The 15,754-nt window shown below is 63.9% G+C and carries 14 protein-coding genes; 12 read left to right on the forward strand and 2 right to left on the reverse strand.

Annotated elements, in window-relative coordinates; genetic code table 11:
• Position 1: 1 nt before the first annotated feature.
• The 10 genes from IVA78_RS31680 (at position 2) to IVA78_RS31725 (ending at position 12,409) form a co-directional block, all read left to right on the forward strand.
• Positions 2–991, forward strand: a complete 990-nt coding sequence (locus IVA78_RS31680) for an NAD-dependent epimerase (protein ID WP_247422002.1) — start codon at positions 2–4, stop codon at positions 989–991.
• 7 nt (positions 992–998) lie between these two features.
• Entirely contained in the window at positions 999–2,411 is a 1,413-nt protein-coding gene (locus tag IVA78_RS31685; RefSeq protein WP_247422001.1) for a mannose-1-phosphate guanylyltransferase/mannose-6-phosphate isomerase, read from the forward strand.
• A gap of 183 nt (positions 2,412–2,594) precedes the next feature.
• Entirely contained in the window at positions 2,595–3,599 is a 1,005-nt protein-coding gene (locus IVA78_RS31690) for a Gfo/Idh/MocA family oxidoreductase (RefSeq protein ID WP_247422000.1), read from the forward strand.
• 50 nt (positions 3,600–3,649) lie between these two features.
• A complete protein-coding gene (locus tag IVA78_RS31695; RefSeq protein ID WP_247421999.1) occupies positions 3,650–4,801 on the forward strand; it encodes a DegT/DnrJ/EryC1/StrS family aminotransferase in 1,152 nt (383 codons plus the stop codon).
• A gap of 186 nt (positions 4,802–4,987) precedes the next feature.
• Entirely contained in the window at positions 4,988–6,514 is a 1,527-nt protein-coding gene (murJ, locus tag IVA78_RS31700; protein ID WP_247421997.1) for a murein biosynthesis integral membrane protein MurJ, read from the forward strand.
• 83 nt (positions 6,515–6,597) lie between these two features.
• On the forward strand, positions 6,598–6,987 hold the full coding sequence (locus tag IVA78_RS31705; protein WP_247421995.1) for a VOC family protein: 390 nt from the start codon (positions 6,598–6,600) through the stop codon (positions 6,985–6,987).
• 352 nt (positions 6,988–7,339) lie between these two features.
• On the forward strand, positions 7,340–7,747 hold the full coding sequence (locus IVA78_RS31710; RefSeq protein WP_247300206.1) for a DUF1127 domain-containing protein: 408 nt from the start codon (positions 7,340–7,342) through the stop codon (positions 7,745–7,747).
• 283 nt (positions 7,748–8,030) lie between these two features.
• Positions 8,031–10,340: a xanthine dehydrogenase family protein molybdopterin-binding subunit gene (locus IVA78_RS31715; protein WP_247421989.1), complete on the forward strand. Its 2,310-nt coding sequence runs from the start codon at positions 8,031–8,033 to the stop codon at positions 10,338–10,340.
• An 86-nt stretch (positions 10,341–10,426) separates the two neighbouring features.
• Positions 10,427–10,873 carry a cytochrome c gene (locus IVA78_RS31720; RefSeq protein WP_247421985.1) on the forward strand — a complete coding sequence of 149 codons (447 nt, stop codon included), beginning with the start codon at positions 10,427–10,429 and terminating at the stop codon, positions 10,871–10,873.
• 252 nt (positions 10,874–11,125) lie between these two features.
• Complete coding sequence (locus IVA78_RS31725; RefSeq protein WP_247469384.1) at positions 11,126–12,409, forward strand: cystathionine gamma-synthase family protein; 1,284 nt, start codon at positions 11,126–11,128, stop codon at positions 12,407–12,409.
• Positions 12,410–12,481: 72 nt separating this feature from the next.
• On the opposite strand, the gene IVA78_RS31730 is transcribed toward IVA78_RS31725, so the two are convergent.
• Positions 12,482–12,898, reverse strand: coding sequence for a CHRD domain-containing protein (locus tag IVA78_RS31730; protein ID WP_247334382.1), 417 nt, complete (start codon positions 12,896–12,898; stop codon positions 12,482–12,484).
• 155 nt (positions 12,899–13,053) lie between these two features.
• On the opposite strand from IVA78_RS31730, the gene IVA78_RS31735 reads away from it, so the two are divergent.
• Positions 13,054–13,980 carry a cytochrome c gene (locus tag IVA78_RS31735; protein ID WP_247469385.1) on the forward strand — a complete coding sequence of 309 codons (927 nt, stop codon included), beginning with the start codon at positions 13,054–13,056 and terminating at the stop codon, positions 13,978–13,980.
• A 142-nt stretch (positions 13,981–14,122) separates the two neighbouring features.
• Here the strand turns inward: IVA78_RS31735 and IVA78_RS31740 are convergent, their stop codons facing one another.
• On the reverse strand, positions 14,123–14,368 hold the full coding sequence (locus tag IVA78_RS31740) for an Lrp/AsnC family transcriptional regulator (protein WP_061878884.1): 246 nt from the start codon (positions 14,366–14,368) through the stop codon (positions 14,123–14,125).
• Positions 14,369–14,946: 578 nt separating this feature from the next.
• On the opposite strand from IVA78_RS31740, the gene thiD reads away from it, so the two are divergent.
• On the forward strand, positions 14,947–15,747 hold the full coding sequence (gene thiD / locus IVA78_RS31745; RefSeq protein WP_247469418.1) for a bifunctional hydroxymethylpyrimidine kinase/phosphomethylpyrimidine kinase: 801 nt from the start codon (positions 14,947–14,949) through the stop codon (positions 15,745–15,747).
• The last annotated feature ends 7 nt before the right edge of the window (positions 15,748–15,754 follow it).

The raw sequence follows: 15,754 nt of genomic DNA on the forward strand, positions 1-15,754 counted from the left end.
AATGACGGATCAGGCGATTTTGGTCACGGGCGCTGCCGGCTTCATCGGCTTTCACGTTGCCCGCCAGCTCTTGGCCGAAGGCCGGTCCGTCGTCGGGCTCGACAACCTCAACAGCTATTACGATCCGGCGCTGAAGCGAGCGCGCCTTGCACTGCTCAAGAAGGAGCCCGGTTTCTCCTTCGTCGAGGCCGACCTCGCCGATCGTGACACGATCGCGGCGCTGTTTGCGCGACATCAATTTGCCAAGGTGGTGCATCTCGCGGCCCAGGCCGGCGTGCGCTACTCGATCGAGCAGCCGCATGCCTACGCCGATTCCAATCTGCAGGGCTTTCTCAACGTGCTCGAAGGCTGCCGCAACAATGGCTGTCGTCACCTCGTCTACGCATCGTCATCCTCCGTTTATGGCGCCAACACAAAAATGCCATTCGCCGTGCAGGACCGCACTGACCACCCCGTGAGCTTCTACGCCGCGACCAAGAAGGCCAACGAAGTGATGGCGCAGTCCTACAGCCATCTCTACCGGCTGCCGGTCACCGGCCTGCGCTTCTTTACCATCTACGGGCCGTGGGGACGGCCCGACATGGCCATGTTTCTCTTTGTAGATGCCATTATGGCGGGCAGGCCGATCCGGCTTTTTAACCATGGCAGGATGCGCCGCGACTTCACCTATATTGATGATGTGACGCGTGTAGTATCCAGGCTGATCGATCTCGTGCCTGCGGACGATCCGGCTGCCGCAAATGCGCCGTCAAAGCTCTACAATGTCGGCAATCACCATCCGGAGGAACTGATGCACGTCGTCGGTCTTCTGGAGCGGGAGCTGGGCCGGACGGCGATCAAAGAATTGCTGCCGATGCAGCCGGGAGATGTGCTGGAAACGTTCGCGGATGTCGAGGATCTGATGCGCGACAGCGGCTTTGCGCCGTCAACGCCGATCGAGCATGGGGTCCGTAACTTTGTCACCTGGTATCGGGACTATTTCAAGGTTTGAGATGACGATGGACAAACGCATAATCCCCCTGATCATGTGCGGCGGTGCCGGCACGCGGCTGTGGCCGGCTTCGCGCGAGGTGCGGCCCAAGCAATTCCTGCCGCTGTTCGGCGCCCGCTCGACCTTCCAGGACACGCTGCTGCGGGTCTCGGATCCTTCGCTGTTCGACCGGCCGATCGTCATGACCAATGCGGCCTATCGCTTCATGGTGCTGGAGCAGCTCACCGAGATCGGGATCGAGGCCGACGTGATCCTCGAGCCGATGCGGCGCGATTCCGGGCCTGCGATCGCTGCGGGTGCGGTGTTCGCGCAGAAACGCGCTAACGAGGCAATCGTGCTCGCTCTCGCCGCCGACCACGTGGTGCGGGACAATGCCGCCTTCGTCGCCGCCTGCCGCGAAGGCCTTGCGGCAGCGAATGCCGGGCGCATCGTCACGTTCGGCGTCAAGCCGGAGCGGCCGGCGACCGAATACGGCTATATCAACCCGGGCGAGGTGATATCGGGCGAGGTGCATGCGGTCGCGCGCTTCGTCGAGAAGCCGGATGCGGTGAAGGCATCGGACTACGTCAATTCCGGCTATCTCTGGAACAGCGGCAACTTCATGTTCCCGGCCGGCGTGCTGCTCGACGAATATCGCATGGTCGATGCGGCGAGCATCGAGGCGGTTACGAGCGCCGTCACCAATGCCGGCCGCGATCTCGGCTTCGTGACGCTGGAGCCCGAGGCCTTCGGCGCGGCGAAGGCGATCTCTATCGACTATGCGGTGATGGAAAAGACCTCGCGTGCAGCAGTCGTGCCGGTGTCCTGCGGCTGGTCCGATGTCGGCTCCTGGCTCGCGGTGTGGGAATTGTCGGAGAAGGACGCGCAAGGCAACGCCGCGCACGGCACCGCGGTGTTCGAAGATTCCCGCAACTGCAACGTCACGACGGATTCCGCGCTGGTCGCGCTCGAAGGCGTCGACGATCTCGTGGTGGTCGCGACTGCGGACGCGGTGCTGGTCTCGCGCCAGAAGGACGCCAACGGCTTGAAGCGTCTGGTGGCCAAGCTGAAGGCGGTCGCGCCGAAGGTCACCGAGGAGCATCTCAAGGTGCACCGGCCCTGGGGCAGCTACCAGTCGGTCGACAACGGCGCGCGCCACCAGGTCAAGCGCATCGTGGTGAAGCCGGGCGGCCGCCTGTCGCTGCAGAAGCATCACCATCGTGCCGAGCACTGGATCGTGGTGCGGGGCACGGCACAGGTGACGGTCAACGATACCGTGAAAGCGGTGCACGAGAACGAGTCGATCTACATTCCGATGGGCGCCGTTCACCGGATGGAGAACCCCGGTAAAATCATGCTGGAACTGATCGAGGTCCAGACTGGAAGCTATCTCGGGGAAGACGACATCATCCGGATTGAAGACGACTATCAAAGGTCGTAACCAGCAAGCTCCGAATCACGCGGCCAGGTCGAAAGAGCGGCATCTGCTCCGGCTCAAGACCCGGGGAACGTGTAATTGTTTGAATCAAATCGTGTCCGGCTGGCTAGCGCGGCGTTCGCCACAAATGTGGCGCCCGTGCTAGAAGCGGCGCCGGGGATTTGGGTTGAATCGGGGTTCTATCAGATGAGTTCCAAAGGGTCTGCACCGGCAAAGGCCGGCCTGCGTGTCGGCGTCATTGGCGCAGGCGTGATGGGCAGCAACCACGCGCGCGTGCTTAGCGGCCTCCCCGGCGTCAGCCTGGTCGGCATCGTCGATCCTTCACCAGTGCACCGGACGCGCACCACCGAGCTTGCGAGCTGCCCGGGCTTCGAGACGCTCGACCAGCTCCTCGCCGAAGGCGCCGATGCCGTCACCATCGCGGCGCCGACCCATCTGCATCACGAGATCGCGCTCGCCTGCATCGCCAAGAACATCCACGTGCTTGTCGAGAAGCCGATCGCATCGACGGTCGAAGAGGGCCGTGAGATCGTCGCCGCCGCGCAAAAGGCCGGCGTCACGCTGATGATCGGTCATGTCGAGCGCTTCAATCCGGCGGTTGCCGCGGTCAAGCAGGCGATCGCGGGTGAGGACATCCTGTCGATCGCGATTACCCGCGTCGGCCCGTTCCCGCCGCGCATGTCCAATGTCGGCGTCGTCATCGACCTTGCCGTGCACGATATCGATTTGATTCGCTGGTTCACCGAGTCCGACATCGTTGAGGTGCAGCCGCAGCTGTCGAGCGCGGTCGCTGAGCGCGAGGACATTGCGCTGTTGCAATTCCGCACCGAGAGCGGCGTGCTCGCCCACATCAACACCAACTGGCTGACGCCGTTCAAGGCGCGCAGCGTCACGGTTGCGACGCGCGGCAAATACGTGATGGGCGATCTGTTGACGCGCCAGGTCACCGAATGCTTCGGCTTCAAGCCTGACGGCAGCTATTCGATGCGGCATCTGCCGGTCGGCCATGACGAGCCGCTCCGCGCCGAGTTGATCGCGTTCTTGAAGGCAGTGGCTAACGGCGAGACGCCGGCGGTGACCGGCGACGAAGGCGTCGCCAGCCTCGAGATCGCGACGCGGTGCCTGGAGACGCCATCGCGGCCCGCGGCCACGGCGCCTGCCCGCAAGGCCCCGCGCCGCGTCGCCGGCTAATTCTTTATCCATGTCGACCTCTCAACTTCGCGAGAAACCAGCAAAGCGCCATGAACCAGCATCTGCGTTCCGATCCCATTCCCTTCATCGATGTCGGCGCGCAGCGCCGCCGGCTCGGCGCCTCGCTCGATGCCGCCGTGAAGCGGGTTCTCGACCATTGCCAGTTCGTCAACGGCCCTGAGGTCTTCGAGCTCGAGAAGCAGCTTGCGGCTTATTGCGGCGCCAAGCACGTGATCGGCTGCGCCAGCGGGACCGACGCGATCCTGATGGTGATGATGGCGAAGAATGTCGGGCCCGGCGATGCCGTGCTGTGTCCGTCCTTCACCTTCATCGCGACAGCGTCGCCGGTGGCGCGGACCGGCGCGACGCCGGTTTATGTCGACGTGGACGAGGCGACCTTCAACATGAGCCCGGAATCGCTGAAGCGCGGCATCGTGACCGCCCGCAAGGCGGGGCTGAAGCCCGTCGCGGTCATTCCGGTCGATCTGTTCGGCCAGCCTGCCGATCACGATTCCATCGCCGAAATCGCCAGGGCCGAAGGGCTGTTCGTGCTTGACGACGCCGCGCAAGCGTTCGGCGCGAGCTACAAAGGCCGCAAGCTCGGCACGCTCGCGCTCGCCACCGCGACCAGCTTCTTTCCGGCCAAACCGCTCGGCTGTTTCGGCGACGGCGGCGCGATCTTCACCGATGACGACGAGCTTGCCGCGACGCTGCGCAGCATCCGCGTGCACGGGCAGGGCGTCGACAAATACGACAACGTCCGCCTCGGCCTGACCGGCCGGCTCGACACCATGCAAGCCGCGATCCTGATCGAGAAGCTGAAGATTTTCGACGACGAGATCGCCGCCCGCAACAGGGTCGCGGAACGTTACGCGCGTGGCCTGTCCAATGTCGTCACCGTGCCGCGCCTGGCGCCGGGCAGCACATCGGTCTGGGCGCAGTACACCGTCCGCCTGCCTGAAGGCACCGACCGCGACGGTTTTGCCGCCGCGCTGAAGGCCCAGGGCGTGCCGACCGCGATCTATTACGGCAAGTCGATGCATCAGCAGACCGCCTACAGGCACTATCCGGTTGCAGAAGGCGGCCTGCCCGGCTGCGAGAGCCTGTCGCAGGACGTCATCAGCCTGCCGATGCACGCTTATTTGACTGAAGCGGACCAGGAGCGGGTCATCGCCGCCGTGCGCGGTGCGCTGGCGGGCTGAGCTTTTCACCTCTCCCGCTTGCGGGAGAGGTCGCGCCGAAGGCGCGGGTGAGGGTTCTCTCCTCTGGGGGAGTCTTCGTCGTCGATCCACCCTCTCCCCAACCCTCCCCCGCAAGCGGGGGAGGGAGCACACCTTCGCTGCGGTTTGCACCTAGACCTGATCTCGCCATGCTCTAAAACAGTCCGCATGCTCGGACGCATCTTCACGGTTGGCGGTTACACGCTGCTCTCGCGGGTGACGGGATTTGCCCGCGACATCATGCTCGCGGCGATTCTGGGCGCCGGCCCCGTGGCCGACGCCTTCTTCGTGGCGCTGCGGCTGCCCAATCATTTCCGCGCGATCTTCGCCGAGGGCGCCTTCAATGCGGCCTGGGTGCCGGCTTATGCCCATGTTCACGGCGAATGCGGGGAGGGGGCAGCGCGACTGTTTGCCGACCGCATTTTCACGCTGCTGCTGGCTTCGCAAATCGTGCTGCTGATCGTCGCCTGGCTGTTCATGCCGCAAGCCATGAGCATACTTGCACCGGGCTTTTCCGACGATGCCGAGCAGCGCAAGCTCGCGATCGAGCTGACCCGGGTCACGTTTCCCTATCTCCTGCTGATCACGCTGGTGACGCTCTATGGCGGCATGCTCAACGTGATGCAGCGCTTTGCCAGCGCCGCAGCGGCGTCGATCTTTCTCAACATCTCGATGATGATGACGTTGGCGGTCGCCGCCTGGTTTCCGACCGCAGGGCACGCGGCGGCGTGGGGCGTGCTGATCTCTGGCTTCCTGCAATATGTCCTGCTCGCCGGCGATCTGGCTCGCCACGGCGGCCTGCCGCGCTTCGCACCGCTCAGGCTCGATGAGGACGTCCGTGGCTTCTTCAAAGCGCTGGGACCAGCGACTCTGGGCTCGATGGGCACACAAGTCGCGCTGTTCGCCGATACCATTATCGCGACGTTCCTGCCCGCAGGCGCGCTGTCGGCGCTCTATTACGCCGACCGCCTCAACCAGCTGCCGATCGGTGTGATCGGCATCGCCATCGGCACGGTGCTGTTGCCAGAGATGTCGCGGCGGATCACGGCCAACGACCACGACGGTGCGATGAAGGCGCAACGCCGTGCGTTCGACTTCACGCTGCTGTTCTCAGTGCCGTTCGTCGCAGCCTTCATCACTGTGCCTGACGCGATCATGCGCGCGCTGTTCGCCCGCGGGGCGTTCTCGAAGGCCGATGCGGCCACCGCAGGTGCAACGCTCGCCGCCTACGCGATCGGCCTGATCCCCTTCGTGCTGATCCGCAGCGCGGTCGCGACCTTCTATGCGCGCAAGGATACGGCAACGCCGGTCCGGGCCTCCCTGACCGGGATTGCGGTCAATGTCGCCCTGAAGGTTGCCCTGATGGGATCGCTCGCCCAGATTGGTCTTGCGCTCGCAACAGCCGTCGGTGTCTGGACCAATTTGCTGCTGGTGCTGTTCTTCGCCGTGCGGCGAGGCTTTCTCGTGCTGGACCGCGCCTGGCTATTGTCGGTCATCAAATTCCTGCTAATCGGGATCATCCTTGCCGCCGCCTTCTGGCTGATTGCGCGCTTCAGCGGCTCTTGGCTGGGCGCGATGCACTTCCGGGACGAGGCGATGCTGCTCCTGCTCGCGGTCGGCGGCACCATCGTCTACGCGCTCGCGATCCTGGTCCTGTTCGGCCGCAGCTGGCTGGTCTCGCTGGTGCGCGGTTAGGGCCCTGTTCTCAACTGAGGATTGAACCAGCTATAGTGGCTCCGACCAGTTGTTCGTAGGTGGAAACAAATTGGTAGCTCTGCATGCGACTACATCTGAGCCTTACCGCGGTGGTCGTACGAGACTATAACGAGGCGATTGCATTCTTTGTCGACAAGCTCGGATTTGAGCTTCGGGAAGACACGCGTCTCGACGAAGAGAAGCGCTGGGTCGTCGTCGCGCCGCCTGGCAGCACCGAGAGCGGCATTCTGCTGGCAAAGGCCGCGAACCCGGCCCAGGCACAGGCCATCGGCAACCAGAGCGGCGGCCGCGTCTTGCTGTTCCTGGCGACCGACGATTTTGATCGCGATTACGCAGCATTTCGAGTGCGAGGCGTGAAGTTTCTCGAAGAGCCGCGCCGTGAGCCTTATGGAATGGTCGCGGTGTTTGAGGACCTTTACGGCAATCGTTGGGACCTTATCGAGCGGACATAGGGCGTCGGTGATGCCGCAGGCCCGGCGCTGCCTGGGGCGATTCTGCCGTCATGGGCGACCGGTGCTTTTCGCGGCCTGCGGCCGACGTGCATGGCTAGAGCTGTGCTCGCCCTCAGGCTGCAATCAACTTCCGCACATCTCTTGATTTTGCACGATTGTCGTGCTATTGGGACCTCATGATCAAATCGTCGCGCAAAGTCACCTTCAACCACATGACCCGCTTCGGCCGGGCCGTGGAAGGAGTCGTGCGCTAGGAATCGACCACGACGTATTTCCACCAGGCCCCGCCGGCATCGGACGGGGCCTTTTTGTTTGGCCACGCTCCCTGCCGGCTCAACAGCAGGAGCATCCGATGCCACCCCAACTGACGAACATTCCATGCGGGACTGAGCGCGATGGCGCGGCGCTCCGCCTCGACTTGCCTATCGTGTTAGCGAAGGAGGCAATGGACGAGGCTTTGGCGGCAGCGCACTTCAACGCGTCCATTGCAGCGCCGGACGACGCTTTGTCGGGTCAGTATGCTGCTGGACCGACGACCGCATCGACGCGAATCGTCCCGGGCTTGCTCAAGCGATATTGGCGTGCGTTTCAGGAGCGTCGCTGGCGCCAGGGCTCGCGAGTCAAATTGCAGAACCTGAGTGATAGGGAGCTGATGGATATCGGCTTGACGCGTGGCGAGATCGACTACATCACATCTCAACGAGCTATCGATAGGCTGAGAGATAGCACGACGCATCTATGGAGCCGTGGTGTGATGTGACTGACCGGCGTCAGAAGCAGACATGCGATTTGCGAGCAAGCGGCGGTCAGCACGGCTGCTTGTTCATAGGAGTGCGCCGCGGGGTTGGTTCGGCAACTATCATGCCAATAACCGGACCGATCTTCGCAGGAAAATGACCGGGCTGCGACCTTTGCGCCCATCCCGCTCTGACAGGTGAGGGCGGCGAACGAGTTTGGCGGACCCTGCATGCCCAAACCCGTTTGCCTTGCCGGTTTTTCCACGGCAATATGCCGGCAAAACAACCATGAGAACGGGAAAGAAAATGGCGGCTCCCATCAAGTTCGGCGTTGGCCAAAGCGTGCTGCGCAAAGAGGATGACGCACTCATCCGCGGCAAGGGCCGCTACACCGACGATTACGCGCCGCAGGCCGCGCTCCGCTGCTTGATGCTGCGCTCGCCGCACGCGCATGCCAAATACACGATCGACGTGAGCCGCGCCCGCGGCTTGCCGGGCGTCGCGCTGATCCTGACCGCAGATGACGTTGCGGATCTCGGCAATCTGCCCTGCCTATTCAACCTCGAGACGGATCCCTTCACCGGCCCGCCTTACCCGATCCTGGCCAAGGATGAGGTGCGCCATGTCGGCGATGCCGTCGCCTTCGTCGTCGCCGAGACCATCGACCAGGCCCGCGACGCGATCGAGGCGATCGAGGTCAAATGGAGCCCGCTGCCGGCGGTGACCGGTGTCGTGAACGCCGTGAAGCCCGGGGCCCCGCAGGTTTGGCCGGACAAGCCCGGCAACGTGCTGTTCGACGTCTCGATCGGCGACAAGAAAGCGACCGAAGCCGCCTTCGCCAAGGCGCATGCAGTCGCCGAAATCTCCATCGTCAATCCGCGCGTGGTCGCGAGCTTCATGGAGACGCGCGCGGCCGTGTGCGAATACGACGCCAAGCGCGACCATCTGACGCTCACCGTCGGCAGCCAGGGCAGCCATCGCCTGCGCGACATCCTCTGCCAGAACGTGCTCAATATCCCCACCGACAAGATGCGGGTGATCTGCCCCGACGTCGGCGGCGGCTTCGGCACAAAACTGTTTCCCTATCGGGAATACGCCTTGATGGCAGTCGCCGCGCGACAGCTGAAGAAGGCGGTGAAGTGGGCGGCCGACCGCACCGAGCATTTCATGGGCGACGCGCAGGGCCGCGACAACGTCACCACCGCGAAGATGGCGCTAGCCGAGGACGGCAAGTTCCTCGCGATGGATTGCGACCTGATGGGCGACATGGGCGCGTATCTGTCGACCTTCGGGCCCTACATCCCGCATGGCGGGGCCGGCATGCTGCCTGGCCTCTACGACATCCAGGCCTTCCACTGCCGGGTGCGCACCATCTTCACCCACAGTGTACCGGTCGATGCCTATCGCGGCGCCGGGCGGCCGGAGGCGGCCTATGTCATCGAACGTCTCGTCGACGCCTGCGCGCGAAAGCTTGACATGACGCCGGACGCCATCCGCCGCAAGAATTTCATCCCGCCGAAAGCGCTGCCCTACAAGACCGCGACCGGCAAGATCTACGATTCCGGCGACTTCGCCGCGCATCTCAAGCGCGCGATGGAGATCGCGGAATGGAAGGAGTTCGGAAAGCGCGCCAAGGCGGCCAAGAAGCAAGGGCTGATCCGCGGCATCGGGCTTGCCAGCTATGTCGAGATCTGTGGCGTGATGGGCGAGGAGACCGCCAATGTCCGTCTCGATCCCAATGGCGACGTCACCGTCCTGATCGGCACGCAATCGAGCGGGCAGGGCCATCAGACGGCCTATGCGCAGATCGTCGCCGAACAGTTCGGCCTGCCGCCGGAGCGTGTGCACATCCGCCAGGGCGACACCGACGAGATCGTGACAGGTCTCGGCACCGGCGGTTCAGCCTCGATACCCACCGGCGGCGTTTGCGTGGAGCGTGCTGCTGGCGAGCTGGGCAAGAAGCTGAAGGAGTTCGCAGCGCAGGCGCTGGAAGCGAGCGCGGGCGATCTCGAAATTACCGACGGCGTGATCCGGATCGCCGGCACCGACCGCTCGATCTCCTTCGCCGACCTCGCCAAGCGGCCCGGCGCCGATCCGTCGAAGCTGAACGGCAGCGCGACCTTCGCCAGCGCGGACGGCACCTATCCCAACGGCACGCATCTGGCGGAGGTCGAGATCGATCCGGCCACCGGCATCATCAGAATCGTCAACTATGTGATCGTCGATGATTTCGGCAAGACACTCAATCCGCTGCTCTTGGCGGGGCAGGTGCATGGCGGCGCCATGCAGGGCATCGGCCAGGCCTTGATGGAGCAGGTGGTCTATGGCGCGGGCGACGGCCAGCTCATCACCGCGACCTTCATGGACTACGCGGTGCCGCGCGCGGCGGACGGGCCGGCCTTCGTGTTCGAGACCAACAACGTCCCCTGCAAGACCAACCCGCTGGGCGTCAAGGGGGCCGGCGAGGCCGGCGCGATCGGCTCCTGTCCGGCCGTCGTCAACGCCATCGTCGATGCGCTCTGGCGCGAATACAAGATCGACCATATCGACATGCCGGCAACGGCCGAGCGGGTGTGGATCGCGATCAACGAGCACCACCGGCGCCATAGCCTGTGATTCACGCGATGGAATGAACCCTGCCGACCGGTGTTGGCCTCAGGAGGGTCGGCACGATCCTGCATCATGGAAAAAGGACTTTGCGAATGAAGCGAGCGTTGGTTGTCGGGGGCGCGTTCCTGTTCGGTATGGGCGCGGTTTGGGCGCAGCAGGACTCTGCCAAGGAAGTTCAAACCCTCATGAAGGGCAACGGCAAGAACGCCGGCGCGATTTCGGCGATGGTCAAGGGCGAGAAGCCCTATGATCAGGCTACGGTGAACAGCGCGCTGGCGCAGTTCGAGGATACCGCCAAGAAGCTGCCGCACCTGTTTCCGGCCAGCGCCAAGGGTGTGAAGCTCGACGGCGACTACAGCATCTCGCCGAAGGTCTGGGAGGACAAGGCCGGCTTCGACGCGAGGGTCGCGAGCTTTGCCAAGCTCGTCGGCGAGGCCAAGGCCAAGATCAAGGATCTCGACTCGCTTAAGGCGACGATGCCTGCAATCGGCAAGGAATGCGGCGGCTGCCACGAGACCTACCGCGTGAAGAACGGCTGACGCCAACATCATCCGGGGTACGGGAAATCGAGAAAGGCGGTTGCCAAGCAGCCGCCTTTTTGCGTTGGCGCACGGCCCAGGGGGAAATCGGTCCGCAAGGCCTGACGGATCGCCGTGAGAGCGGTTATCTTTGCTCCAGCCGCGGCGGCATTGATGTGAGCTGTTGCATGCTGGCGCATCTCGCGCCTGACTGCCTCATGACATCAGGGTTCCAACGCCCGGCGAGGAACTGAAGCAACAGCGAGACAGGCCATGGCAAAACCGTTCCCGTCGAAGACGCACATCGGCAACCATATGCTGCATCCGGAAACCTTGATGCTGACCTATGGCTATGATCCGCAACTATCGGAAGGCGCCATCAAGCCGCCGGTGTTCCTGACCTCGACCTTCGTCTTCAAGACGGCCGATGACGGCCAGGACTTCTTCGATTTCGTCGCCGGCCGGCGCGAGCCGCCGGAAGGGATGGGTGCGGGCCTGGTCTATTCGCGCTTCAATCACCCCAACAGCGAGATCGTCGAGGACCGGCTCTCGATCTACGAACGCACCGAGAGCTGCGCCCTGTTCTCATCCGGCATGGCGGCCATTGCGACGACGATCCTTGCCTTCGTCCGCCCAGGCGATGTCATTCTGCACTCCCAGCCGCTCTATGGCGGGACGGAAACCCTGCTGACGAACACGCTTGCGCGTCTGTCGATCGGCGCCGTCGGCTTCGCCGATGGCGTTGACGAAGCTGCGGTCCGCCAGGCCTCGGAGGAGGCCATGCGCAAGGGCCGGGTGTCGATGATTCTGATCGAAACTCCCGCCAACCCGACCAACGGGCTGGTCGACATTGCGATGATGCGCCGTGTCGCCGAGACGATCGGGAAGAGCCAGGGGCACACACCGATCATCGCCTGCGACAATACGCTGCTCGGACCGGTGTTTCAGCGGCCGATCGAGCATGGCGCGGACATTTCCTTGTACTCGCTCACGAAATATGTCGGCGGTCATTCCGACCTGATCGCCGGCGCCGCGCTCGGCTCCAAAGCAATCATGAAGGGCATCAAGGCGCTGCGCGGCGCTATCGGTACCCAGCTCGATCCGCATTCCTGCTGGATGATCAACCGGTCGCTGGAGACGCTGAGCCTGCGCATGGAGAAGGCCGATGCGAATGCGCGCCTCGTGGCCGACTTTTTGCGCGGTCACGCCAAGGTGGCGAAGGTCCATTATCTCGGTCACCACGAGGATACGTCGCCGGCCGGACGCGTGTTCGCACAGCAATGCTCGGGGGCCGGCTCCACGTTCTCGTTCGACATCGTCGGCGGCAAGGACGCGGCGGTCAAATTTCTCGACGCGCTCCAGATCTTCAAGCTCGCGGTGAGCCTCGGCGGAACGGAATCGCTTGCCAGCCTCCCCGCGACGATGACCCATTCCGGCGTTCCCGCCGACATCCGCCGGAAAATCGGTGTCCTCGATTCCACGATCCGGCTGTCGATCGGCATCGAACATCCGTCGGACCTGATCGCAGATCTCACGCAGGCACTGAACGCGGCTTGAGCGTGGCGAGAATCGAACAGGCCGGGCGCCCCTCCTGCGCCCGGCCCTTCCGCGACGACGCAGCGTTTGCGCTTACTTCGTCACTTGGCCGCGGATCTCGCCGCCGGGGTTCGCCGCCGTGTGGATGTTGATGTAGTACTTGCCGCCGAGCAGATCGGCGGCCTGCGCCTCGGTGAGCGTCGCTTCGCCTTTGACCGGGCTCGATGTCGCATTCGGGATCGCGACCGCAACGCCGGCGTTCTTGCCCGCTTCGGCCGGGCCATGAAAATGAGCGGCTGTGGCAGGGCCAGAGAGCCCGGAATAGGTGACAGTCCAGGACAATTTCTTGCTGGCCGCATCGTAGTCCAGATCGGCCGTTCCGGTGCCGCTGCTGGTCGTTGCCGGCACCTCGGACTTGGCGTCGAGCGTTGCTTTCAGCTTTTCGGCGCTGGCCGGCCCTGCAAAAGCAGCGGCCGCGAGCACTGACATGGCGATGACGGTCTTGTTCATGACATTCTCCCTGCTGAACCCGTTTGGGCTGCTAAACTTCCAACAGCCGACGTTTCAGTTTATTCCCGTCTCCGGCGGGGGCGGGGCTAAATTCTTCGTGGCTGGAGCCGCGCGGAGATCGGTCGTAGGTTCGCCGCAAGAACGAATGGACGTGCATGTTGCAACGAACAATTCTCGTGGCGCTGCTTGCCGCGCTTGCCGCAGGTGGCGTCTATTGGTGGCTCAGCGCGCCCGTAGTGGCAGCCGCGGGCACCACGCCGCCGCACGCGCCTGATCTTGCCAATGGCGAGGTGATGTTCAACGCCGGCGGCTGCGCGTCCTGCCATGCCGTTCCCAATCAGCCTGATCGTCTCAGGCTCGGTGGCGGCGTCGCGATCAAGTCGCCGTTCGGAACGTTTCACGCGCCGAACATTTCGCCCGATCCCAATGACGGCGTCGGCAAATGGACCGACGCCGATTTCGTTAACGCGGTGATGCACGGGGTCTCGCCGGCCGGGCAGCACTATTTTCCGGCGTTTCCGTATACGTCCTATCGGCACGCCAAGCGTGAGGATGTGCTCGACCTCTTTGCCTATCTGAAAACGCTACCGCCTGTTGCGGGAAAGGTGCGCGACCATGACGTCAGTTTTCCCTTCAACATCCGGCGCAATGTCGGCATCTGGAAATTCTTGTTTCTGGACGGCAAGCCGTTCGTCGCCGACGGCGCGAAGTCGCCGGCATGGAATCGCGGCGCCTATCTCGTGAACAGTTTGGGCCATTGCGCCGAATGCCACAGCCCGCGCAACGCGCTTGGCGGCATCATCGCGAGCGAGCGGTTTGCCGGCGGGCCCAATCCGGAAGGCGAGGGCTGGGTCCCCAACATCACCCAGAAGCGCCTTGGCGAGTGGAGCGCGAAGGACATCGCCTATTTCCTCAAGACTGGCGAACTGCCCGATGGCGACAGCGTCGGCGGCGCGATGACGCGCGTGATCAAGAACACCTCGCAACTGCCGGACGCGGATCTCGCGGCCATGGCGGACTACGTCAAATCGCTGCCGCCGGTGGACGGCCCGACCCCGCCCAAGCGCAAGCAGGGCAGCTAGTGCGTGATGAAGGCTAGCTCGTCAGACTGTAACCCCTCACCCGGATCGCATCTATCGATGCGATCCGACCTCTCCCTTCGGGAGAGGTGAACCGTTGGCTCGCATCGATATAACCAAACTCATCCCGCATCGATGACGCCCGTTAGCCGGTGCCGAACGCCTTGAAGGTGATGATGGTGAGGGTGTCCTGGATGCCTGGCAGCACTTGCACCTTCTCGTTGACGAAATGGCCGATGTCTGTGTCCTTGTCGACGTAGAACTTCACGAGGAGGTCGTATTGACCGGCCGTGGAGTAGATCTCGGAGGCGATCTCGGCTTCGGCGAGCGCATTGGCGACCACATAGGACTGGCCGAGCTTGCATTTGATCTGGACGAAAAAGGGAACCATCGCGGTCACTCCGAAAGCACATCTAGCCGGCTAATAGGCCAAAATCGGCCGGATTTAGCAAGCGAACTTGCCTGCCGCCAGATGTCGGTCCGGCGCTCAGCAGGTGACGGCCGCCGCGGCGAATGCATCCCTGAGCCGCTGCGCGAGCTCGACCTTGCGATACGGCTCGGTCAGCACGATCGCTTGCGCATGCGCGCGGCCCGGATTCAAGCTGGGCGCGATCCGAAGGCCATGATCATGCCGGAGCCCGAGCTCGTCCTGATCTCGACATTTTCGCGCAAGGCTCCCGCGCCAAATGGACTTTCGGGTCCGGGCGGCCCTCAACTGGCGGCGGCGGACAGTCCACCACTTGACGTCTCACGCATCGGCGAAGCACGCTGAGGGGCAAGACCACACCAAGAGAAGGGTGAGGTTGCATTTTGCAAAGCCTGAACGATTGCGGCCGCGTCCGCTTGCTTCGCTGGAGCACGGCGGTGTCGCGAATCAGCGTCGCTTGCAGCTGGTCGCGCTTGCTGGTGTTCCACGATCGCGCTAGGACAGGCCATGGCGGTGTCCGGATCAAGCAGATGTCTCCCGCGATGAGGACGCCCGTGGCGCTCACCATCGCCGGCTCCGATTCGAGCGGGGGCGCCGGCATCCAGGCGGACCTGAAGACTTTTGCCGCGCTCGGCGTCTATGGCGCCTCCGCCATCACGGCGTTGACGGCGCAGAACACGCGCGGCGTCACGGGTATTCACGCAGTGCCGGCCGAGTTCGTCACCGCGCAGATCGATGCGGTGTTTTCCGATCTTGATGTCGGCGCTGTGAAAATCGGCATGGTGGCCCAGGCCGCCAGCATTGACGCGATCGCGGCCGCGCTGTCGCGCTGGGCGCCCCGGCACGTGGTGCTCGATCCCGTGATGGTGGCAACATCCGGCGACCGGCTGCTGGCCTCCGACGCCGTCAAGGCGTTGCGCACGAGACTGATACCGCTGGCCTCGGTGATCACGCCGAACCTGCCCGAGGCCGCTGCGCTGCTCGATGCACCGGTCGCGGCCAACGAGGCCGAGATCGAAAGCCAGGGGCGCCGCCTGCTGGCGCTCGGCTGCCGCGCGGTCCTGATCAAGGGCGGACACGGCGAGGGCGCGGAGAGCGTCGACTATCTGTTGGATGCCGACAACGTCATCGCGCTCGCGGCGCCCCGCCTTGCCACCAAGAACACCCATGGTACCGGCTGCTCGCTGTCCTCGGCCGTCGCGGCGGGTCTCGCCAGAGGCGAGGCGCTCGAGCAGGCGGTCCGCAACGCCAAGGCCTGGATCAGCGCTGCGATTGGCGCCGCCGACCGCTTCAGCGTCGGCCACGGCCACGGGCCGATCCATCATTTCCACAAGTTCTACTGACGACCGT

This window comes from Bradyrhizobium sp. 137, from assembly GCF_023074095.1.
Lineage (GTDB): Bacteria > Pseudomonadota > Alphaproteobacteria > Rhizobiales > Xanthobacteraceae > Bradyrhizobium.